The following is a 22,553-nucleotide window of genomic DNA, read 5'->3' as shown; positions in this document are numbered from 1 at the left end:
CGTGGCGACCCACTGCACCCGGCTACGCCGCGCTTGCGATCGCCACGAAGTCGATGGTGGCGACCCACTGCACCCGGCTACGCCGCGCTTGCGATCGCCACGAAATCAGGCCGGCGAAATGCCCGCGCTCAGCACCCGGATCGCGCTGACCAGCCCGTCCACCAGATCGCCGCGCTCGAATGCCGAGGACGCGGCGGCCACACCCAGCGGTGCGGCCGACTCGGCGCCGCGCCCGCGGACCGCGGAACCGTAGACCACCTCGATGACCTTCTGGTCGGGCGAGACCGCCAGCAGCACCGCGTTATCCGGTGTCGGCACGTCGGCCAGGATTTCGCGGGCCCGCGCGGCGGTGTCGCTGCCGAGGTCGCCCAGGTAGATCGCGAACCGCGTCTTGGAGGCCCGTGACCCGAATTTCAGCGCGTCGTCCACGGCGACGAGGTCTTTGGTCGGAAACGGGTAATGCACCGACAGTTCGCCGGGCTCGGTGACCCCGGAGATCCGTCCGCTGGTGGTGATCACCGAGCCGTAGGGCAGTTCGGCGGGTTCCTTCGTCGCTACCTCACCACGTGCCACTGGCGCCACCTCCCACTGAGAATTCCGACGTGCCGTGCCCCCCGTGCCCATGGCTGTGGCCGACCTCTTCACCGACCGCGGCCCACAGGATCGGCGGATGCGTCCACTTCTCGCCCAGCTTGTAGGTCGCCGGATGCGGCCCCTTGCGGGACCAGATCAGCACCGACAGGGCGACCACCAGCAACAGCGGTATTCCGACGATGATCAGGTGGAGATGCATAGGACTCACGACGCAAACCGTATCCCACCAAGGGATCTACCGGCGCGCCCGGACACCAGATCGTTGCTCAGGCCGCGCCTTCACCGAGGTATCGGGCCCAGGCCGGGTCCAGCTCCTTGACCGTCGACAACAGCCGCCAGTGCTGCCCGGTCGGCGGCATCGGCGCCCGGCGCAGCGCCCAGCCGAGCTCGCTGAGTAGCTTGTCGCCCTTGCGGTGGTTGCAGGTCGAGCAGCAGGCGACGCAGTTCTCCCAGGAATGGTCGCCGCCACGGCTGCGTGGCACCACGTGGTCGACGGTGTCCGCCTTCGCCCCGCAATAGGCGCAGCAGAACCGGTCGCGGTGCATCAGCGCGGCGCGGGTCATCGGAACGCGCGCCCGGTACGGGACGCGGACATAGGACCGCAGCTGGATCACCGAGGGCACCACGATCGAGCTGGTCGCGGAGTGGATGACCGGGCCGGCCGGGTCGTGGTGCACCACGTCGGCCTTGCCGCAGATCACCATCACGATCGCGCGCCGCATCGGCAGCGCGGTCAGCGGCTCGTAGGTGGAATTCAGCAGCAGCACCCGTCGGCGGCTCCAGATGGACGCGCTCTCCGGGCGGGCGGGCGGATGGATCTCAACACTGTGCAGCGACGACACGGTTGTGGGCCCGGTTAACCCTGCCGCGGCTACCTGACTGCGGTGGCTGCGGCGTCTTTTGCCCTGCGCCATAGATCCTCCGCGAACAGTCCACCATGATTCGTCGCCGATCGCACCCCTATTGCAGGTGAAACGCCGTGTCCAACCGGTGAACAGCGGGAGGGGCGGCGGGCCGCCTGGGCTCGCGGTCGCGGCGATGCCCCACAATGGACGGCGATGGATGAGGTAGGACAGTCCTTCTACGACGCTGTCGGCGGTGCCGAGACTTTCCACGCGATCGTGGCGCGCTTTTACGCTCAGGTCCCCGAGGACGAGATTCTGCGCGAGCTGTATCCGCTCGACGACCTCGAGGGCGCCGAAGAGCGGTTGCGGATGTTCCTCGAGCAGTATTGGGGCGGCCCGCGCACCTACTCCGACCGCCGCGGACACCCCCGGCTGCGGATGCGTCACGTCCCGTTCCGGATCACTCCCCTGGCCCGCGACGCGTGGCTGCGCTGCATGCACACGGCCGTCGCCTCCATCGATTCGGCGACCCTCGACGACGAGCACCGCCGCGAGTTGCTCAGCTATCTGGAGATGGCCGCCGACTCCCTGGTGAACTCGTCGTTTTGATGCCCAGCGAACCGAACGGAGCAGCATGAGCCCGGCAGCGTGGTGGTCGAGCGCGGTGTTCTATCAGGTGTATCCGCGCTCGTTCGCCGACAGCGACGGCGACGGAGTCGGCGACCTGGACGGCGTGGCCGCCCGCCTGGATCACCTCGAGCGACTCGGCGTGGACGCGATCTGGCTCAACCCGGTCACGGTCTCCCCGATGGCCGACCACGGCTACGACGTCGCCGATCCGCGCGACATCGACCCGTTGTTCGGCGGGATGGCCGCCATCGAACGCCTGATCGCCGCGGCGCACCGGCGGGGCATGAAGATCACCATGGACGTGGTGCCCAACCACTCCAGCTCGGCCCATCCGTGGTTCCAGGCGGCGCTGGCCGCCGGGCCGGGCACCGACGCCCGGGAGCGGTATTTCTTCCGCGACGGCCGCGGCGCCGACGGGGAGCTGCCGCCCAACAACTGGACCTCGGTGTTCGGCGGCCCGGCGTGGACCCGGGTGGTCGAGCCCGACGGCCACCCCGGCCAGTGGTACCTGCACCTGTTCGACACCGAGCAGCCCGACCTGAACTGGGAGCACCCGGACATCTTCGACGATTTCGAGAAGACGCTGCGCTTCTGGCTGGAACGCGGCGTGGATGGCTTCCGCATCGACGTGGCCCACGGCATGGCCAAGCCTGCCGGTCTGCCGGATTCGCCCGACGTCGAGTCCAAGGTGTTGCACCACACCGACGACGACCCGCGCTTCAACAACCCGAGCGTGCACGACATCCACCGCGACATCCGCAGGGTGATCAACGACTACCCCGGGGCGGTGACCGTCGGCGAGGTCTGGGTGACCGACAACGCCCGCTGGGCCGAATACCTGCGCCCCGACGAACTGCACCTCGGATTCAATTTCCGGCTGACGAGGATCGACTTCGACGGCGCCGAGATTCGTGACGCGATCCAGAACTCGCTGGCCGCCACCGCCCTGCAGGACGCCGTCCCGACCTGGACGCTGTCCAACCACGACGTCGGCCGGGAGGTCACCCGCTACGGCGGCGGCGACGTCGGGCTGCGCCGGGCCCGCGCGATGGCGATGGTGATGCTCGCCCTGCCGGGCGCGGTGTTCATCTACAACGGCGAGGAACTGGGCCTGCCCGACGTCGAGCTGCCCGACGAGGTGCTGCAGGACCCGACGTGGGAACGGTCGGGACATACCGAGCGCGGCCGCGACAAATGCCGGGTGCCGATCCCCTGGTCCGGCGACGACCCCCCGTTCGGGTTCTCGTCGGCTGCCGACACCTGGTTGCCGATGCCGACGGAGTGGGCCGCGCTGACCGTCGAGAAGCAGGACGCCGATCCCGACTCGACGCTGTCGTTTTTCCGGCGCGCGCTCGAATTGCGCAAGCGCCGCGTCGAGTTCGACGGCGACGATGTCGAGTGGCTGGAAGCCTGCGGCGATGTGGTGATCTTCCGGCGTCCCGGTGGCCTGGTGTGCGCGCTGAACACCGGCGCGCAACCGGTGCCGCTGCCGCCGGGGGAACTCATCCTGGCAAGCGCGCCGCTGCTCGACGGGAAACTCCCCCCGGACTCCGCGGCCTGGCTCGCGTAGCCGGGTCTTACGGCCCGGGTCCCGGTGGGCGTTTCGCCGCCGACTGCTCTATATGTTGTGCATGACTTCCTACGCGTGGGCAGTGATCGGTGCCGGGCCGGCGGGCGTCGCCGCGGTGGGGAGGCTGCTGGATCACGGGGTCGCGGCCGAACAGATCGCCTGGATCGACCCCGCCTTCGCGGGCGGCGACATCGGCCAAAAGTGGCGGTCGGTGTCGAGCAATACCCACGTGGGCCTGTTCCTCGAATACTTCAACGGCTCCAAGTCATTTCGCTTCGACGAAGCCCCACCCATGCCGCTGCGGGAAATCGACCCCCAGGAAACCTGCGCGCTGGGCCTGGTCGCCGAGCCGCTGGTGTGGATCACCGGGCATCTTCGCGAGCAGGTCACCACCTTCACGACGACCGCGACCGCGCTGTACCTGGAAAACCGGCGGTGGCGCATCGAGACCGAAGACGACGACGTCATCTCCACCAACGTCATCCTGGCCGTCGGCGCAGTCGCCAAGAGACTTCGCCACCCCGAGCTCGACGAGATTCCGGTGGACGTCGCCCTCGATCCCGAGAAGCTGGCACGGGAGCCGCTGCGGGGCGCGACGATCGGCGTGTTCGGCTCATCGCACTCGTCGATGATCGTGCTGCCGAATCTGCTGCGCCATCCCGTCGAGCGGGTGATCAATTTCTACCGAAGCCCACTGAAATATGCTGTGTACTTTGATGATTGGATACTGTTCGACGACACCGGGCTGAAGGGCCAGGCGGCGGTGTGGGCGCGGGAAAACATCGACGGAGTGCTTCCGGAACGACTGGAGCGATGCTGGGTAGCGAGCCCGGAGTTCGCCGAGCAGCTGGCCCGGTGTGACCGGGTGGTCTATACCGTCGGGTTCGAACGCAGACGATTGCCCGAGACACCGCAGTGGGGCCCGCTGGACTACAACCGCACCAACGGAATCCTGGCTCCCGGTCTGTTCGGGGTGGGCATCGCGTTTCCTCAGTATGCGCAAGACCCCTACGGGTACGGCCAATTCCGCGTGGGGCTGAAGAAATTCATGGACTACCTCGATGGCGTTCTGCCGCTATGGCTGCATTACGGGCCCTGATCTCGGCGACCGCCGGATCGCCGACGCCGCTTTAAACTCAGCCTGATTTCGTTCGTCGGGCGAGGCGAGCACCCGAATCAGCCCAGCAGCAGCGCCGGGTCGCCGCGGCGGCGATACACCGAACCGAACCGGGCGTCCAGGCGCAGCCATGTCGGCGTGGTGCGGACCCGGATCAATTCGTCGGCGTCGACCGCATCGGGTGACTGCGGCAGGAAACCCATCGCGGTCAGCGCGAACACGCAGCGCATAGGCAGGCCCACCTCGACGTCGCCCGCACTCACCTGAATGACCTCCTGGTCGAGCAGCGAAACCGGCGGACCGTGAGAACTGCTGTGCTCCTTGGCGAGTCGTGCGCCGCTTTGCGCCAGGCCGAGCACCACCTTGGCCGGGATGTCATCGAGGTGGGTGAAGCCGGATTCCGGCGGCAGTGCTCCCCGCCATGCCGAGTCCATCGCGAAGCCGGGATCGACGTAGCCCGAGTCGTCCATCGAGGCCAGGCCACGCGCCAGCGCGTCCGCACCCACGGACAGATCCGAGGGCCGCACCTCGCCCGACACCACCCTGCTGGCCAGCACATCGAATCCCGTTGCGACCCAGGCGGTCAGGAGGCCCTCGGATCGGGCCCGCAAGCGGATGATCGCCGACTCGTCGAGTCGGAGCGCGCGATCGAGGAACGCGGCCAAATCCCTGCGGTGCTCAGCCCTGGATTGCGCGCCCAGCCACAGGCCGCGGTCGGCTACCTGATCCACCGCTGTAGGTACTCCCGATGCTGTGGCGAAAGCCGCACCAGCCGCTCCTCCTCGATATGCACGGCGGCCAGTTGCGACTCGGCGATGACGGCGGGCTTGGACTCCGGATCCGCGCTGACCGAACGCACTTCGTAGCCCAGCGTGAAGTCGACCGCCCGCAACCGCTTGGTCCACATCGTCACCTGCAGCGGAGAATCGACCAGTCGAAGCTGACCCTTGTAGGTCACCTTGACTTCGGCGATGAGCAACCCGATCGTCAAGATGTCCACCTCGAACGCCTCGCGCAGGAACTGGACCCGTGCCTCTTCGAGGATCGTGACCATGGTGGCGTGGTTGATGTGCTGGTACATGTCGATGTCCGACCAGCGCACCAGCACGGGCGCAACGAAGCCGATGCTCAACTCGATGAACCTCTTCCGCTCGTGCGGGTCATGCGTCGGATTTGTCGCGCGGCGACGGACAGCGTCGCCAGATCCTTGTCCCCGCTTTCCTGGATCTCCATAAGTGTCCGGCGGGCCCGCTCGACCCTGGACGCGGACAGGTGCTCCCACTCGGCGATCTTTTCTTCACCGCTTTCGTCGGGCTCGCCCACGGCGAGCACGTCGAAGCACAGCGACCGCAGCGAGGCGTAGATGTCGTCACGGATTGCCAAGCGCGCCAACGAGTGCCAGCGGTCCCGCCGGGGCAACTCGGACACCGCCGTCAGCAGTCCGTCGGTGCCGAGCCGGTCCATCAGGGCGAAATAGGTGTCCGCGACCTCGGCGGCGTCGATGTCGTTGATATCGCCGATGTCGATGATGTCGAGCAGGCTGAAGTGGTAGAGGCCGGCCGCCACCGTGTAGGCCAGGTCTTTGGGCGCGCCCTGGGAGGCGAATTCCGCGGCTTCCTTTTCCACGATGGCCTTGTCGTCACCGCGCAGCCATTCCGACATGCGCGGCGTCAGCGCCTTCACTTTGGCGGCGAACCGGTTGATCTCGGCGCCCACTGCCAACGGCTGCGGACGGTAGTTGAGCAGCCAGCGTCCGGCGCGGTCGATCAGCCGCCGCGTGTCCAGCGTGAGCCGATCCGACAGGGCGACCGGCAGATTCGCTTCGCGAATGCGGCGCCAGATCCCTCCCACGCCGAAGATGGCGTCGGTGGCGACGTAGGTGCGCACCGCGTCGACCGACCCGACCCCGACGTCCTCGGCGATCCGGAAGGCGTAGCTGATGCCGGCGGCGTCCACCAGGTCGTTGATCAGCATGGTGGTGACGATCTCGCGGCGCAGCTGGTGCGTGCGAATCTCCGGAGTGAACCGTTCCCGCAACGGTTTCGGAAAGTACAGCGGCAGCCGGGACGCGAACACGTCCTGCTCGGTCAGTTCGGTTTCGAGCATCTCCTCTTTGAGCCCCAGCTTCACGTGCGCCATCAGGGTGCACATCTCCGGTGAGGTGAGCCCGATGCCGGCGTCGGACCGCCGTTGGATCTCCTTTTCCGACGGCAGCGCCTCCAGCTCCCGGTTGACGCCGCGCTCGTCCACCAGGTACTGGATCAGCCTGGCGTGCACCGGCAGCAGGCTGGCCGCGTTGGCGCGGCTGGTGCCGATCAGGTCGTTCTGGTCCTCGTTGTCGGTGAGCACCAGCTGGGCGACCTCGTCGGTCATCGACTCCAGCAGCGGTTTGCGTTCGTCCGGCTTGACCTTGCCGGCGGTGACCAGGGAGTCGATCAAGATCTTGATGTTGACCTCGTGATCGGAGCAGTCCACGCCCGCGGAGTTGTCCATCGCGTCGGTGTTGATCCGCCCGCCGGCCAGATCGAATTCGACGCGGCCCAACGCGGTCACCCCGAGGTTGCCGCCCTCACCAATCACCTTGGCGCGCACCGCCGAACCATTGACCCGTACCGGATCGTTGGCGCGGTCGCCGACGTCGGAGTCGGATTCGGACTCGGCCTTGATGTAGGTGCCGATCCCGCCGTTGAACAGCAGGTCCACCGGCGCCTGCAGGATGGCCTTGATCAGGTTGGGCGGGGTCATTTCCGTGACCTCACCCCCGATGCCCAGCACGTCGCGGACCTGGGGGCTGACCGGAATGGACTTGTGCTCCCGGCTGTACACCCCGCCGCCCTCGCTGATCAGCGACGTGTCGTAGTCGTCCCAGCTGGACCGCGGCAGCTCGAACATCCGTTGGCGTTCGTCCCACGACGCCGCGGCGTCAGGGTCGGGGTCGAGGAAGATGTGCCGGTGGTCGAAGGCGGCGAGCAGCCGGATGTGCTTGCTCAGCAGCATGCCGTTGCCGAAGACGTCGCCGCTCATGTCACCGATGCCGACCACGGTGAAGTCCTCGGTCTGGGTGTCAACGTCCATCTCCCGGAAGTGCCGTTTGACGGCCTCCCACGCGCCCTTGGCGGTGATGCCCATGGCCTTGTGGTCGTAGCCGACCGACCCGCCGGATGCGAACGCGTCGCCCAGCCAGAAGCCGTAGGACTTGGCGACGTCGTTGGCGATGTCGGAGAACGTGGCGGTGCCCTTGTCGGCCGCCACCACCAGGTAGGCGTCGTCGCCGTCGCGCCGTATCACTTCCGGTGGCGGACTGACGTTTCCGGTGGCGTGGTCGACGTTGTCGGTGACGTCGAGCAGGCCGGAGATGAACAGCTGATAGCAGGCGACGCCCTCGGCGCGGGTGGCGTCCCTATCGGCCGCGGCGTCCCCGGTGGGCAGCGGTGGCCGCTTGACGACGAACCCTCCCTTGGCCCCGACCGGCACGATGACGGCGTTCTTGACCGCTTGCGCCTTGACCAGCCCCAGGATTTCGGTGCGGAAGTCGTCGCGACGGTCCGACCAGCGCAGGCCGCCGCGGGCCACCGGGCCGAACCGCAGGTGCACGCCCTCGACCCGCGGTGAGTAGACGAAGATCTCGTACTTGGGGCGCGGCAGCGGCAGCTCGTCGACCAGCTGCGCGTCCAGCTTGATGGCGAGCACGTTGCGGGCTCTTGCCGAACCCTCGCGTGTCACAAAGTAATTGGTCCGCAGCGTGGCCTGCACCAGCGACGCGAAGGCGCGCAGGATGCGGTCGGTATCCAGCCCCACCAGGGCGTCAATGTCGGCCGCGACCGCGGCGGCGGCCGCCTGCGCGTCGCGGCCTGTCGAGGAACTCGACGGGTCGGGGTCGAACAGCGCCTCGAACAGCGCGACCAGCGACCGCGCGGTCGAGGGGTGCTCGTTGAGCACCGATTCGATATAGGACTGACTGTAGGGGAAGTTGGCCTGCCGCAAGTACTTTGCGTAGGCGCGCAACAGCACGACCTGTTGCCAGCGCAGCCCCGCGCGCATCACCAGCTCGTTGAATCGGTCGATCTCGAGGCGCCCGTGCCAGATGGCGGTCACGGCGTCGGCGAATCGTTCGGCCATCTCGTCGCGCTCGGCCTGCGTTGACGCCGACTCGATGGTCGGGTGCGGGGATATCTTGAACTGATAGATCCACACCGGCAGCCCGTCGGAGCGGGTGACCGTGAAGGGCCGCTCCTCGAGCACCACGACGCCCATGCTCTGCAGCATCGGCAGCAGCTGGCTCAGCGAGGCGGTCCGCCCACCCATGAACCAGGTCAGCTGGGCGGAGCCGTCCTCGCCTTCCAGGAACACCAGCTTGACCGAATTGTCCTGCAGCGCTTTGATGATCGCGATGTGATCAATGGCATCCGCCGGCGTGACGGCCTGCTTGTAGACCTCGGGAAAGGCGTCCGCGTAGTACTCCGCATCGGCGTGCCCGACGGACCCGTCGGCGGCGGCGGCGATCAGCCGGTCGGTCCAGGTGCGCGCCGCTTCGCTCAGCAGGCCCTGGATGCGGATCCGGTTGTCCTCGGAGACGTCGACCGGCGTAGCGCCGGGGTCATCGGAAGGCAGGCGGACCATGAAATGCATGAGTGCCCAGGGTGATTCGCTGACCCGGGCGGTGAATTCCAGTCGGGTGCCGCCGAATTCCTGGACCAGGATGTCCTCGATCTGCAGCCGCACCGCCGTGGTGTAGCGGTCGCGGGGCAGATACACCAGGCAGGAAACGAAGTACTGCAGGCTGTCGGCACGCAGGAACAACAACGCATTTCGCCGCGGGCCCAGGTCCACCACGGCTTTGGCCATCGCCAACAACCGCTCGGCGCTCAGCGTGAACAGTTCCGAGCGGGGTACGGTTTGGATGACGTCGAGCAGCAGCTGGCCGGGGTGGATCGGGTCGCTGTCGGCCATCGCCAGCGCCTCGCGGACCCGGCGCGAGATCGTGGGGATCTCCAGGACGTCGGCGTTCATGGCGGCGACTGTGAACAGCCCGACGAAGCGGTGTTCGAGCACGCCGCCGTCGGCGTATTCGCGCACCGCGATGGCGTACGGGTAGGCACCGTACCGCAGGTAGCTGCCCACCACGGATTGCGCCAGGACCAACAGCCGCTCGTCGTCGGTCAGGCGCGGGCGCGAGCCGGTGCGGGTGCGCAGCACGCCGAGGCCCGGCGTCCCGTCGCCGGAGACCCGGCCGTCGTGCACGTGGCAGCGCTGGTAGCCGAGCAGCAGGAAGTTGCCGTTGCCCAGCCAGCGCAGCAGGGCCGCGACGTCGTCGCGGTCCGGCGCCGAGAAGCGGTCGTCGGCGTTGGTTTCGACCTGGGCGGCCAGGTCGTTGAGGGCGGCAATCAAGGAGGACGCGTCGCTGGCGACCTGTTGCACGTCGGCCAGCACCCTGGGCAGCAGCCGTTCGACCTCGGTGAGCCCCTTGCTGTCGACGGACGGCAGGAGTTGCACGTGGATCCACGCCTCACCGGCGTATTGCGATGCGCCCTCGGGTTTCGCTTCGACGCTGAGCAGGTCCCCGGCGGAATCGCGGTGCACGTCGAACACCGGGGTCATGATCGCCGTATAGGGAACGCCGAGCCGGTGCAGCAACACGGTGACCGAATCCATCAGCATGCCGCCGTGGTCGGTGACGACCTGCAGCGCCGGTCCGAACCCGGCGGGGTCCTCCGCGGGGTAGACGGCGACGCGGCTTTCGCCGTCCGGGCGGTGCTGGCCGAGCCGGTAGTGCGCGCTCAGCATCGCCGGGGTGACGATCGCCGCCGGGACCGTCAGGTTGACGGGCCGGGTCTCGGCGCCCCCCGACTGGTCGTTATGCGGACCGCGATAGCTCTCCACATAGGCCGTCGAGATCCACTTGGGAATGTCCTGCTGCTGCGTGAAGGTCGTCCATGGCTTGACATCCTGTTTGGCTCCGGGATCGATCGTCATGCCGACTGCTCCCAACTGGCGACGGTTGTCACTGCGCTCAAACGCCCCGTTCCCGCGCGGCGGGGGGCAGAGCCGACACTAGTCGCGCGTCAGCTTGCGGTGGGTCACTCTGTGCGGCCGCGCCGCCTCGGCGCCGAGCCGTTCGATCTTGTTTTCCTCGTATGCCCCGAAGTTGCCCTCGAACCAGAACCACTTGGCCTCGTTGTCGGCGTCACCCTCCCACGCGAGGATGTGCGTGCAGGTGCGGTCCAGGAACCACCGGTCGTGCGAAATCACCACCGCGCAGCCGGGGAACTGCTCGAGGGCGTTCTCCAGCGAGCTCAATGTTTCGACGTCGAGGTCGTTGGTGGGCTCGTCGAGCAGGATGAGGTTTCCGCCCTGCTTGAGCGTCAGCGCGAGGTTCAGCCGGTTGCGCTCGCCACCCGAGAGCACGCCGGCTGGCTTCTGCTGGTCCGGCCCCTTGAACCCGAATGCTGACACGTAGGCCCGCGACGGCACCTCGGTCTGGCCGACGACGATGTGGTCCAGCCCGTCGGAGACGACCTCCCAGACGTTCTTTTTCGGATCGATGCCCGCGCGGGTCTGGTCGACGTAGCTCAGCTTGACGGTCTCGCCGACCTTGACCGTGCCGCTGTCCGGTTCCTCGAGACCGACGATGGTTTTGAACAGTGTGGTCTTGCCGACGCCGTTGGGGCCGATGACCCCGACGATGCCGTTGCGCGGCAGGGTGAACGACAGGTCCTTGATGAGGGTGCGTCCGCCGAAGCCCTTGTCGAGGTGCTCGACCTCGACCACGACGTTGCCCAGCCGCGGACCGACCGGGATCTGGATCTCCTCGAAGTCGAGCTTGCGCGTCTTTTCGGCCTCGGCGGCCATCTCCTCGTAGCGCTGCAGCCGCGCCTTGCTCTTGGCCTGGCGCGCCTTGGCCCCGGAGCGCACCCACGCCAACTCCTCGGTCAACCGCTTCTGCAGCTTGGCGTCCTTGCGCCCCTGCACCGCCAGCCGTTCGGCCTTCTTCTCCAGGTACGTGGAGTAGTTGCCCTCGTACGGGTAGGCGCGGCCACGGTCGAGTTCCAGGATCCATTCGGCGACGTTGTCCAGGAAGTACCGGTCGTGGGTGACCGCCAGGATCGCGCCCGCGTACGACGCGAGGTGCTGCTCGAGCCACTGCACGCTCTCGGCGTCGAGGTGGTTGGTGGGCTCGTCGAGGAGCAGCAGGTCGGGCTTGTACAGGAGCAGCTTGCACAGCGCGACGCGCCGGCGCTCACCACCGGACAGGTTGGTCACCGGCTCGTCGGGCGGCGGGCAGCGCAGCGCGTCCATGGCCTGCTCCAGCTGCGAGTCGAGGTCCCACGCGTCGGCGTGGTCGAGCTCCTCCTGCAGCCGGCCCATCTCTTCCATCAGCTCGTCGGAGTAGTCGGTGGCCATCAATTCGGCGACCTCGTTGAAGCGGTCGAGCTTGACCTTGATCTCGCCCAGGCCTTCTTCGACGTTGCCGCGAACGGTCTTCTCCTCGTTCAGCGGCGGCTCCTGCAGCAGGATGCCGACGGTCGCGTCGTTGGCCAGGAAGGCGTCACCGTTGTTCGGCTTGTCCAGGCCAGCCATGATCCGCAAGACGCTCGACTTGCCGGCGCCGTTGGGCCCAACGACACCGATCTTGGCGCCTGGATAGAAGCTCAATGTGACGTCGTCCAGGATCACCTTGTCGCCGTGCGCCTTGCGGACCTTTTTCATCGTGTAGATGAACTCAGCCATGCCGCGGTTGTGCCTTTCTGGTTTGCGAAGTGCTCGCGGACCATCCTAGGCATCGCCCGGCGGGCCCGGCGCCGCAGCTAAGCCGACAGCGACAGCGGCGCTGCCTCGTCGGACTCGACGCTGCCCTCGGCACCGGCGCCGTCGGCCGCGGCGTCGGCCGCATCCGGTTGGCTCGGGTTGGCGTCGCCGGGGGTCGGGCCGGTGTAGCCCGGCCGCTCGATGCGCACGATCGCGCGGGACACATCGGGCCCGACGGAGGTCGCACGCATCTCCAGTGACGAGCGGCGGTTGCCGTCGCGGTCTTCGTATTCGCTGGTGTAGACGTGGCCCACCACGATCACCGGTGCGCCTTTGCCCAACGCGGCACCCACACCGGTGACCAACTTGCCCCAACAGTTGACGTTGATGAACAGCGAATTGCCGGGCTCCCAGCCGCCGTCGGCGGTGCGCCGCCGGGAATTGCTGGCGACGCGAAACTTCATGACCTCCTGGGCGCCGACCTGCCGACGTTCGGGGTTATTGACGATGTGGCCGACGACGGTAAGTGATGTTTCAAACATGGGCTGATTCCTTCCGATTGCTTTCTGGCTGTGGCTGCCAGTAAGCGCGGCGGCACCGACGGCTCGACGGCGCAACGGCCGCCGGCCCATAGGCCCTGTGGAAGAACCCGCGACTGTGGATTGATCCGCCCGCATGGCGCGGGGACGACTACCTGCAGGGTCTCGGCGGATTACCGAGGAACACCGACACGTCTACCGCGTCGTCGGCGATGACCTGCAGATTCTCAGGCCCGCTACCACTACGGTTAGCCGGTCGCGGATTCCTCATCCCGCTTACCCGCACGTGGTCCCGGCGCCTCGCCACGCGCCAGCCGGCTGAGCATCGCGTTGTAGGCCGCCAGCTCGGCGTCGTCGTCGCGGTCGGCGGCTCGGTCCAGGCGTTTGGCGGTGCGACGGTCGCTGCGAGCCCATTGCACGAGCAGCGCCAGCATCACGATCACCAGCGGGAATTCCCCCGCCGACCAGGCGATGCCGCCGCCGAGTCGCTGATCTCCCAGCAGGTCGGTGTGCCAGCTCAGACCCAGCGACCGGTAATAGCCTTCGCCGAGCACCTTCTTGGTGCCCATCAGCACCACCCCGAAGAACGCGTGCAGCGGCAACGAGGCGAACACCACCGCCACCTTGGCCAGCGGCGGGATCGGCCGCGGCGTCGGGTCCACCCCGATCACCACCCAATAGAACAGGTAGCCGCTCAACAGGAAGTGCAGGTTCATCGCCAAGTGCCCGGCGTGACTGCTCGCGGTGATGTCGAAGAGATTGGACAGGTATAGCCCGTAGAACCCGGCGACGAACAGCACGGTGGCCACCACCGGGTTGGTGAGGAACCGCGAGAAGCGGCTGTGCAGCGCGGCCAGCAGCCACTCGCGCATGCCCGGCGGTTCGTCACGCCCGGCCGCGGGCAGCGCCCGCAACGCCAGGGTGACCGGGGCGCCGAGCGCCAACAGGATCGGCACCAGCATCGACAGGCACATGTGGACCACCATGTGCATGCTGAACATCGCCGGCATGTAGCGGCCGACACCCGAGGACGTCACGAACAGCAAGGTCAGGCAGCCGAGCAGCCAGGAAAGGGTCCGGCCCGGCGGCCACCTGTCGCCGCGCCGGCGCAGCCGCACCAGGCCGGCCACGTACAGCGCGGCGAAGACGATGGCCGCGGTGCCGAAGATCAGGTCGAAGCGCCAGTCGAAGAGAATGCGCGCCACGGTCGGGGGCCCGTCGAAGTCGTAACCGATCTCGGCTTCGGGGATCGACGGCAGCCGGGCCGGGGGCGGTGGCGGCGCGGTGCGGCTCAGCCCGACGGCGATGCCGAACGTGAGGCCGAAGAGCGCGGCCTCGATCAGCGCCAGCCTCGCCAGCGCGGCACGGCCCCGCGGCGGGCTCGGATCTGCTTGCAGCGCAACCACACTCACGCGCCGCTGGCGCCAGCCGACGCCACCCAACAGGCACAGCGCGACGAATTTGGCGACCACCAGGCGCCCATAGCCGGTCGTGAGCAGGTCGCCCGGCTGGACGCGCACCAGGGCGTTGACCAGCCCGCTCAACGCCATCGCCACCCAGCACCACAGGGCGATGGACGAGAAACGCCGCGCCGCCAGCGCGGTATGCGCGCCGCCGCGCAGGGCGTGGGCGAGCAATGCGAGCAGGCCGCCTGCCCATAGGCTGGCGGCGACCAGGTGGATCAGCAGGCCGTTGGTGGCCAGGTCGTGCGAGCCGCCGGCCGACGAATGCCCGGTCAGGCCGAGCGGGATCAGCGTCAGCACCGCCGCGGCGACCAACACCGGCGTCCACGACCAGCGCAGCACCGACAGGCTCGCGACCGTGATCGCGGCGGCCAGGATCGCCGTCCAGCGCCAGGCCGAGGCGGTAGCGATCAGGCCCGCCAACGACCACATCCGCGCCGGGCTGATGTCGACGACCGCGTGACCGGACACGTCGGAGATGGTCAGCGGGACCAGCAGGGCGGCGCACACCGCCCACACCCCCGACGCGACGGTCCCCAACCGCAGCGCCCGGTAGCCGTCGGCGTCGAGGACACCGCTGCGTTGCGGCGGCACCAGGAAGGCGGCGAACAGGAAAGACCCGACCGCGAGCACCGCGGCGATCTCCCCCGCCGCGCGAACGAACGGCAACCCCAGGGTCGTGACCGGGCCCGGGTCGGGCAGGCCCGTCGCGGTCAACGCGCTTGCCAGCGAGAGCGTCCCGATACCGGCCGCCGTGCAGCCCGCCAGCACGGCGACGCCGGCCAGCACCGGCCACACCAACGCGCGGCGCTGGGGGGCGGTCTCGGCCGGGGCCTTGCCGGCAGGCGGGGCGACGGTCATACACCCAGGGTATGGGCGGGTGCGCCGGCTAAAGCGTTTGGCTGTCCAGCCGGTCCTGACGAGCCTTGAGCTCGCGGGCCACGAACTGGTCGCGCGCGATCCGTCCGACGTAGTTGGAGTCCTGCAGGATGTCGCGCAGTTCGTGCAGGAATGCCCCCCGCCGTTCGGCCAGGTCCGGGGCGGGGGCGATCAGGTCCTGATCGTCGACAACCTGGCGCGCGGTGGCGAACAGCAACGTCGACACCGATTCGCTGCTGCGGACCCGGGTCTGCGCCACATACTGCCGCCCGACGCCCAACGCCAAGTCGGTCAGTTCCTTGTGCCCGATGTCCGCCGGGGCGTCGCGCAGCACGTCGGCGACGATCTCGTAGGCCTCGAAGAACACCCGCAACATCGCGTCGGCCATCAGCGGACGCTTGGCGAACAGCAGCGCCTCGATCTCCTCACCGCCGGCGGCGACGTGGGCTTCCCAATTGTTGTGCCACGCCATCTCTTCGGCGATGTTGTCCCGGAACGTTGCCGAGTCCGCGAAATAGAAGTCGAATTTCAGCAGATCGCGCAGTCGCATTGCCTGGGTCCAGAAGGCCTCCATCCGGTCGCCCTCGGCGTGGCGGGCGTGCGCCAAAGCGAGCTCGACGATCGAAGTTTCCAGGAAGGCATGGATCACTGAGTTGCGGTAGAAGGCGGCGGCGTGTTGCTCCTCGGGCGCGATCCGCCACACCGGTTCCCGGCCGCCGTCGACCCGGGTGATGGGGTGGCCGTTGGACAGCGCGTCGACGGCCGCACGCACGCCGTCGTGCGTGCGTAGTCGTAAGGCGCTGGTGGACATGGGGTTTAGTTTGCGCTCCAGGTAGTCCAGCGAGTCCTGCAGGGTGTGATGCAGCTGGCCCAGGGTCAACGCCGCCCCGCGCGTGGTCAGCAGCAATGCGCACACCAGACCCGTCGCCGTCACCGGCGTCGCCTGCAGGATCCGCCAGGCGACCTCGAATGACATCTTCTGCAGCGCCAGCCTTTTGGCGTCAGGATCCTGCGTCAGCGGGCCGTGCGGTGCCTCCAGGTACTGGCGCATCGACACGGCTTCGGGAAACCGGACGTAGATCTTGCCGTAGTTGCGTTCGCCCTGCGCCCGGATGAAGTTGTACAACCAGCCGACGCCTTCGGGAGTCTTCTCACCACCGCGAGCGTAAGCGGCGTATTCGGCGGTCTCGTGCAGCTGATCGAAGCTGATCGAGACCGGTTGCAGCAGAATGTCTTCGCTGCGGCCATCCAGGTACGCGTCGGCGACGTAGGCCAGCAGGCCGAGCTTGGGGGGCAGCATCTTGCCGGTGCGCGAGCGGGTTCCCTCGATGGACCAGCTCAGGTTGAACCGCTTTTCGACGATGTAGCCGACGTATTCACGCAGCACGTACTTGTAGAGCTGATCGTTGCCGATGTTGCGGCGGATGAAGATGACGCCGGAACGCCTTAGCAGCGGGCCCATCGCCCCGAACGACAGGTTGATACCGGCGAACACGTGCACCGGCGGTAACCGGTTCTCCTGCATCGCCACCGGCACCACCGCACCGTCGATGTAAGACCGGTGCGAGAACAACAGCACCGCCGGGTGGGCTTCCAGACCGGCACGCATCGCCGCGACCTGATAGCCGTCGTAGTCGATTTCGGGATCGAACCCCCGGCTGAGCATCCTGCCGAGAACCGAGACGAGGTCGACCGATGCCCTGCTCCACCCCGTGGCGAGTTCGTCGAGCATTTTTCCGGCTTCGTCGACGGTTGCGCCCGGAATCCTGGCCAGACCGGCACGAAACCGGTTGGAGGCCAATATCTCCGGTTTCACCAGCCGCGGAGACTTGTACTGCGGCCCGAGGATCCGGTACTCGACGCGTTCCATCGCCAAGATGGCGCGCCGGATCACGAATTGGGCGAAGTCGCTCTTGTCGTCGCCGACGGTGGTGTCGCGCCACTGCCGGCGGAGTTCGGAGACCGTGGCCGCTTCACCGGCCACCACCCGTGCCCGCTGGGGGGCGTCGCGCAGGATCTGCGCTTGCAGGCGTTCGTTGGGGTGGTAAGGATCTCGGCCGGGCAGCAGCCCCGCCAGCCTCGCTAGCCGCCCGCGATCGGGCGGGGGCAGCCAGAACACCCGCACCGGCACGATCGAACGGTCGTCTCCGGACTCGAGTTGCTCGGCCAGGGATGTCATCGTTTCCGGCGGCGAGTCGAGCGCGGGCAGCGTGACCAGGTCGAAGTTCGCGCCCGGGCGGCCGGCACGCTGCTGATCCAGCCACGTCGTGACCAGTTCCATCTCGACCGGCGAGGCCATCGACGCCAAGACCAGCGAGTCGGTTCCGGCGAGGATGGCGCTGGTATCAGCCGCCGGTTCGGTCACGAATGCCCTCGGGGTGGCGACTCCGGTGCTTCGGCGCCGAGGGTGCCGTCCGCGGTGGGCTGTTGTACCTCACCGTCTTTGAGAGCAACCTCGGATTCGTTCGGATTCGACTTGGGCGCAGCCTTTTTCGCGCGGGGCTTACCCGCCGATTTGCCCGGGGTCTTTTTCGCCGCCGCCTTCTTCGCGGTGGTTTTGGTGCTCCGGCTGCGGGCTTTGGCGGCCGCCTTCTTCTCGGCGTAGAGGTCGACCTCCGGCAGTTCGCCTAGCTCTTTAACGGGCCAGTTGGCGAGCGTGTCCAGATACAGCTGGCGCACCTCGGCGATGCGCTCGTCCAGCGTGTCAAGTGTCCAGTGCTGCACCGAGATCGGAGGAAAGACCGCGACGTCGACCGTGCCCGGGTTGATGATCGCCGAGTTCCTCGCGGCCACGAGCTCGGCGTTGCGGATCACGATCGGGACGATCGGGATGCCCGCGGCCATCGCGAGACGGAACGGGCCTTTCTTGAAGGGGCCGACCTCGGTGGTGTCCAGCCGGGTGCCCTCCGGAGCCATCAGAATGGAAAGCCCGTTCTTGGCTCTCTCTTCGACGGTGCGCATCGTCTCCAGTGCCGAGGCGGAGTCGTCTCGGTCGATGAACACCCCGTCCAGCGCCTTACCGAGCAGGGCCATGACCGGATTCTTCTGTAGTTCCTTCTTGGCCACGGCAACCCAGTTGTCATTCACCAGCGCACCCGCGATGACCGGGTCGACCTGGTTGCGGTGGTTGTAGATAAAAACGGCCGGGCGCTGCGCGGTCAGATTCTCTTTCCCGACAACGTTGAGGTGTACGCCGGTGGTCGCGAGCACCGTTTGGGAGAACACGGAGGTAAAGAAATTGGCGCCACGCCGCCGGCTACCGGTCAGCACACCCATCGCCACCGCGCCGGCCCCGACGGGGACGATCGAGCCGAGTCCGGCCAGCGTGCGCACCTGCCGTCTCAGACCCACCGGGCCACGGCTGCTGAACCGCAGAATCGGCCAGCCGCGACGTTTGGCCACCGCGGCCATCTTGCCTTCGGGATTCGTCGGCCGCGGATTGCCGACCAGATACATCAACGCGACGTCCTCGTCGCCGTCGGCGTAGAAGTAACTGTCCTTGAGATCGATGTCGTGCTCGGCGGCAAAGCGTTGCACCGCAGCGGCTTTGCCCGGCCCCCACAGGATCGGCTTCTCGACACCACCGGTGAGCATGCCGTCTTCGTTGGTCTCGAACTTGTTGGTGAGCGTGTTGGGGATCCCTAGGAACCGCGCCACCGGGTTGACCTGGATGGTCAGCGCCGACGAGCTGAGCACCACGGTGTGTCCGCGGGCCATGTGAGCGCGCACCAGCTCGCGCATCTCCGGGTAGATCCGCGACTCGATCCGCTGGACGAACATCCGCTCGCCGATCTCGTCCAAGTCGTCGAGCAGCCGGCCGGTCAGCGCGGCAGCCGCCTTACCGATGAGGGCCTCGAATTCGATGCGCCCCAGGGTGTGACTCAGACCGGCCTGGACCATGCCGAGCAACTCCCCCACGCCCATGTCGCGGCGCAGCAGCCGCTCCTGGGTCAGGATGACGGCGGTAAACCCGGCGACCAAGGTGCCGTCCAGGTCGAAAAACGCGCCGATCTTCGCCCCGGCGGGGCTGGCCATGATCTCGGCCACCGAGCCGGGCAGCCGCATGTCCGCCCCGCTGTCCGGGGTGCGGTCGGCCCGCTCTTCGGAGGCGCTCATGAGCCCGACGCCGATCGAGACGACACGGCCGACTCGGTGAACGACGCGGGCACCGCGCGCGGGGGCGGATCGCCGGCCAGCGCCAGGATTTCGTCGAAACCGTCCAGCAGGCACTGGGCGAACAGCGCGTCGTTGCGCACCGCAGCCCTGTCGTAGCGCACCGTGATGGTGCACCACCCGCCCCGCGAGATCAGCACCACCATCATCGCCACCCCAGGCAGCGGGCCGATGCCGTACTGCCGCAACACTTTTGCGCCAGCGAGGTAGGTGTCTCCCGGAAACACCGGCAGATTGCTGGCCTGCACGTCCGATCCGATCACCGAGCCGGTGAGTCCTTCCAGCACCGCGGTGGGCAAGACGCTGAGCACCGGCGCCATCGAACCGATGATGTTCATCGCGGGCTCGTCGCGACGCTGGGTCATCTGCGCGCGGATCTTCTTCATCCGGGAGACCGGGTCGGCGGTACCGATCGGCGCGGCCAGATTGACACCGGTGAACCGGTTGCCGCCGGCGTTGTCCGCTTCGGCCCGAAGGTTGACCGGCACCGCCATCGGCAGCGTGCTGATCGGCACGCCGAATGCCTCGTGGTAGCGGCGCAACACCCCACACAGCCCGGCGAGGTAAGCGTCGTTGATCGATCCGCCACCGGCTTTGGCGGCCTTGTGCAAGTCGGAGAGCGGAATGTCGATCGCCTCGGTGCGGGTGGTCAAGCTGCGCCGGCGCAGCAGCGGCGACGGTTCGGCAGCCCGGTTGAGCACCCGCATGCCCGACATGGCGTACCCGACGATCCCCGAGACGGCGGCCGCCGGTTCCAGCACCGCTCGCCCCGCCGCCGACACCGCCCCGGACAGCGCACCCAGCACACCACCGACCACAGCAAGCGGTAGGTGGTTAATGCCTTGGCGCATCAGGTCATTCGACGACAGGTCCTGCGGGATGGGCAGCGGCAGCGTCGGCTTGGCGGGCGGATCGCGCTCGAGGTCATAGATCTCGGCGAACATCTGGACCCCGCCCACGCCGTCAGTGACGGCGTGGCTGACATGCAGCAGGGTCGCCGCTTTCCCGTCGGCCAAGCCTTCGACCAGGGTGGCCGTCCACAGCGGCCGGGAGATGTCCATCGGTGATTGCAGGATGACCTCGGCGAGGTCGAAGACGTCACGCAGCGTGCCGGGCTCGGACACGCGCACCCGGCGCACATGGAAATCCAGGTTGAAATCGGGATCGACCACCCAGCGCGGCGCCGCCGTCGGCAAGGTCGGCACGACCACCTTTTGCCGCAAACGCAACACCCGCCGGGAGGCGTTTTCGAACCGGGCCCGGAACTGCTGCCAGTCCGGGGTGGTGTCCAACAGCTCGAGCGCCATGATCCCGGACCGGGTGCGGGGATTCGCTTCACCCCGATGCATGAGGTAGTCGACGGGGCCGAGTTCGTCGGACAATCTGATCGCCTCGACGGACTCAGTCATGGTCATCAACTCGACGAACCAACCTTGTCACCGTCGATCACGCCTCCCGCCTCGGCTCCGCGAACCCTGATGGTCACCACAACGCTAGCCGGGTTACCCCGCTGGTGAAAGGAGCGGCGAGGACTTCGGCCGCGCGCTCAGCCGGCCGTCAACTCGCTCTCAACTCGCGGAAGTGGCCGACAGCGGCAGCGAATCCAGGACCGAGCTGACGCGCCGCCCGTAGACGACACCCAGGAAATCGGCGACGGCGTCGGCGGCCAGCCGCGACCGAACCGTCGGGGTGATGTCGAAAGCGTGATGCGCGTTGGCCAGTTCGGCGTGCGCCACCGTGGCGGCACCGGCCGCGCGCAGCGCCGCGCAGAAGGCGCGGGCCTGACCACTGGGAACCAGTTCGTCTTTCTCGCCGTGCAGCACGAAGAACGGCGGCGCTTCGCGGTGCACATAGGAAATGGGCGACGCCGCGGTGAACCGCTCGGGCTCGTCGGCGTAGCAGGCCTTGACCACGAACTGCTCCAGGAACGGCAGCATCAGTTCGTGCATGTTCTCGAAGTCGGTGAAGTCGTAGACGCCGTAGTAGGGGGCGACCGCCTGGACAGTGGTGTCGGCGTCTTCGAAACCGGGCTGAAAATCGGGATCGTTCGGGGTGAGTGCCGCCAGGGAGGCCAGGTGCCCGCCGGCCGACCCGCCGGTGATCGCGATGAAGTCGGGGTCGCCGCCGTAGTCGGCGATGTTCTCCCGGACCCAAGCGATCGCCCGCTTGACGTCGATGAGATGGGCGGGAAAGGCGCTGCGCGGGCTCTTGCTGTAGTCGATCGACACGCAGATCCAGCCGAGTTGGACCATGCGGCTCATCAGCGTGTAGGCCTGCGGGCGCCTGCCGTTCAACGCCCACGCCCCGCCCGGCACCTGGATCAGCACCGGCGCCCGGCACCCGGGCGCCAGGTCGTCGCGCCGCCAGATGTCGAGCAGGTTGTCGCGGCCGCGGGGGCCGTAGGAGATGTCGGAAGTCTGTGCCGCATACCGGCGGTGCGGGCCCGGCCTGCCCAGCAGGCCACCGCGCGGGGCGCATACCGTGCCCACGGTGGTCGGGTGACATACCTGCTCACGGAAGTCGGGGCCGAACGACTCCTCGAGCGCGGTGGTGAGGGTTTGATCCGCCCGCTGGGCGGCCCACGTCTTGCCGACCCGGCCGATCGAGGGATGCGCGACCCGCGACAGCGCGTGACCGGTGACGACGTGCGGCGGAAACTCCGTGGAAAGCCAGCCGGTGAAAAAGCCCAGCGCGAGTGGGCCGCCGCGCAGCAGCAGGCTGCCGGCCTGATAGGCGACCCGGGCGTCGGCCGCCAGGCGTGATGCCTGGGCGCCGGCCCACGAACAGCGCGAAGTCAGGTCACTGGCCACGCTCATGACAACGTCACCCCTCGACGTTAGGCACACGCCTCGCTGCGGTTAACGGCCGATTGCCGGCCGATGTTGTACGTGTGTCGAGGTCCATCACGATAACCGATAAACGCGGCGCGGGAAGGCTTTTCGCGCGCGTGGCGCCGGGTAATCGGGCCGGCGGGTGCGGTTGGATAGACTGACCTGC

The 22,553-nt window shown here is 67.8% G+C and carries 16 protein-coding genes; 3 read left to right on the top strand and 13 right to left on the bottom strand.

What is annotated here, in order from left to right; all coding sequences use genetic code 11:
• Positions 1-105 precede the first annotated feature (105 nt).
• The 3 genes from G6N26_RS25410 to G6N26_RS25400 form a co-directional block, all read right to left on the bottom strand.
• Entirely contained in the window at positions 106-573 is a 468-nt protein-coding gene (locus G6N26_RS25410) for a DUF5130 domain-containing protein (RefSeq protein WP_067171157.1), read from the bottom strand.
• Complete coding sequence (ctaJ, locus tag G6N26_RS25405; RefSeq protein WP_067171154.1) at positions 560-793, bottom strand: aa3-type cytochrome oxidase subunit CtaJ; 234 nt, start codon at positions 791-793, stop codon at positions 560-562. The genes G6N26_RS25410 and ctaJ overlap by 14 nt, the downstream gene beginning before the upstream one ends.
• A gap of 67 nt (positions 794-860) precedes the next feature.
• Positions 861-1,508, bottom strand: coding sequence for an HNH endonuclease (locus tag G6N26_RS25400; RefSeq protein WP_067171151.1), 648 nt, complete (start codon positions 1,506-1,508; stop codon positions 861-863).
• Between the two features lie 144 nt (positions 1,509-1,652).
• On the opposite strand from G6N26_RS25400, the gene G6N26_RS25395 reads away from it, so the two are divergent.
• From G6N26_RS25395 to G6N26_RS25385, 3 genes are all read left to right on the top strand, one after another.
• Positions 1,653-2,048 carry a globin gene (locus G6N26_RS25395; protein WP_067171148.1) on the top strand — a complete coding sequence of 132 codons (396 nt, stop codon included), beginning with the start codon at positions 1,653-1,655 and terminating at the stop codon, positions 2,046-2,048.
• Between the two features lie 25 nt (positions 2,049-2,073).
• Complete coding sequence (locus G6N26_RS25390) at positions 2,074-3,639, top strand: glycoside hydrolase family 13 protein (protein WP_083015483.1); 1,566 nt, start codon at positions 2,074-2,076, stop codon at positions 3,637-3,639.
• Positions 3,640-3,721: 82 nt separating this feature from the next.
• Complete coding sequence (locus G6N26_RS25385; RefSeq protein WP_067171254.1) at positions 3,722-4,738, top strand: pyridine nucleotide-disulfide oxidoreductase; 1,017 nt, start codon at positions 3,722-3,724, stop codon at positions 4,736-4,738.
• A gap of 77 nt (positions 4,739-4,815) precedes the next feature.
• Here G6N26_RS25385 and G6N26_RS25380 read toward each other — a convergent pair whose 3' ends face one another.
• The 10 genes from G6N26_RS25380 to lipQ all read right to left on the bottom strand — a co-directional run bounded on the left by G6N26_RS25380 (position 4,816) and on the right by lipQ (position 22,372).
• A complete protein-coding gene (locus G6N26_RS25380) occupies positions 4,816-5,487 on the bottom strand; it encodes a hypothetical protein (RefSeq protein ID WP_083015480.1) in 672 nt (223 codons plus the stop codon).
• On the bottom strand, positions 5,475-5,888 hold the full coding sequence (locus G6N26_RS25375) for an acyl-CoA thioesterase (protein ID WP_067171140.1): 414 nt from the start codon (positions 5,886-5,888) through the stop codon (positions 5,475-5,477). The genes G6N26_RS25380 and G6N26_RS25375 overlap by 13 nt, the downstream gene beginning before the upstream one ends.
• Positions 5,885-10,729: an NAD-glutamate dehydrogenase gene (locus tag G6N26_RS25370; RefSeq protein ID WP_083015477.1), complete on the bottom strand. Its 4,845-nt coding sequence runs from the start codon at positions 10,727-10,729 to the stop codon at positions 5,885-5,887. The genes G6N26_RS25375 and G6N26_RS25370 overlap by 4 nt, the downstream gene beginning before the upstream one ends.
• 78 nt (positions 10,730-10,807) lie before the next feature.
• Positions 10,808-12,484 (bottom strand): energy-dependent translational throttle protein EttA, encoded by a 1,677-nt coding sequence (gene ettA / locus G6N26_RS25365; RefSeq protein ID WP_083015473.1) that lies wholly within the window; start codon positions 12,482-12,484, stop codon positions 10,808-10,810.
• Positions 12,485-12,561: 77 nt separating this feature from the next.
• Positions 12,562-13,044: a single-stranded DNA-binding protein gene (locus G6N26_RS25360; protein WP_067171130.1), complete on the bottom strand. Its 483-nt coding sequence runs from the start codon at positions 13,042-13,044 to the stop codon at positions 12,562-12,564.
• Between the two features lie 245 nt (positions 13,045-13,289).
• Positions 13,290-15,365 carry a cytochrome c oxidase assembly protein gene (locus tag G6N26_RS25350; protein WP_083015463.1) on the bottom strand — a complete coding sequence of 692 codons (2,076 nt, stop codon included), beginning with the start codon at positions 15,363-15,365 and terminating at the stop codon, positions 13,290-13,292.
• A gap of 28 nt (positions 15,366-15,393) precedes the next feature.
• A complete protein-coding gene (locus tag G6N26_RS25345) occupies positions 15,394-17,748 on the bottom strand; it encodes a glycerol-3-phosphate 1-O-acyltransferase (RefSeq protein WP_083015459.1) in 2,355 nt (784 codons plus the stop codon).
• Positions 17,745-19,499 (bottom strand): HAD-IB family hydrolase/lysophospholipid acyltransferase family protein, encoded by a 1,755-nt coding sequence (locus G6N26_RS25340; protein WP_083015456.1) that lies wholly within the window; start codon positions 19,497-19,499, stop codon positions 17,745-17,747. The genes G6N26_RS25345 and G6N26_RS25340 overlap by 4 nt, the downstream gene beginning before the upstream one ends.
• Positions 19,496-20,965 (bottom strand): WS/DGAT/MGAT family O-acyltransferase, encoded by a 1,470-nt coding sequence (locus tag G6N26_RS25335; protein WP_139799088.1) that lies wholly within the window; start codon positions 20,963-20,965, stop codon positions 19,496-19,498. Before G6N26_RS25335 ends, G6N26_RS25340 begins: the two co-directional genes overlap by 4 nt.
• A gap of 159 nt (positions 20,966-21,124) precedes the next feature.
• Positions 21,125-22,372 (bottom strand): esterase LipQ, encoded by a 1,248-nt coding sequence (gene lipQ / locus G6N26_RS25330; protein ID WP_083015448.1) that lies wholly within the window; start codon positions 22,370-22,372, stop codon positions 21,125-21,127.
• Between the last annotated feature and the right edge of the window lie 181 nt (positions 22,373-22,553).

Origin of the sequence: Mycobacterium marseillense (assembly GCF_010731675.1) — a bacterium.
Lineage (GTDB): Bacteria > Actinomycetota > Actinomycetes > Mycobacteriales > Mycobacteriaceae > Mycobacterium > Mycobacterium marseillense.
The sequence above is the reverse complement of the archived record's forward strand: the minus strand, read 5'-3'. Positions and strand labels throughout refer to the sequence as shown.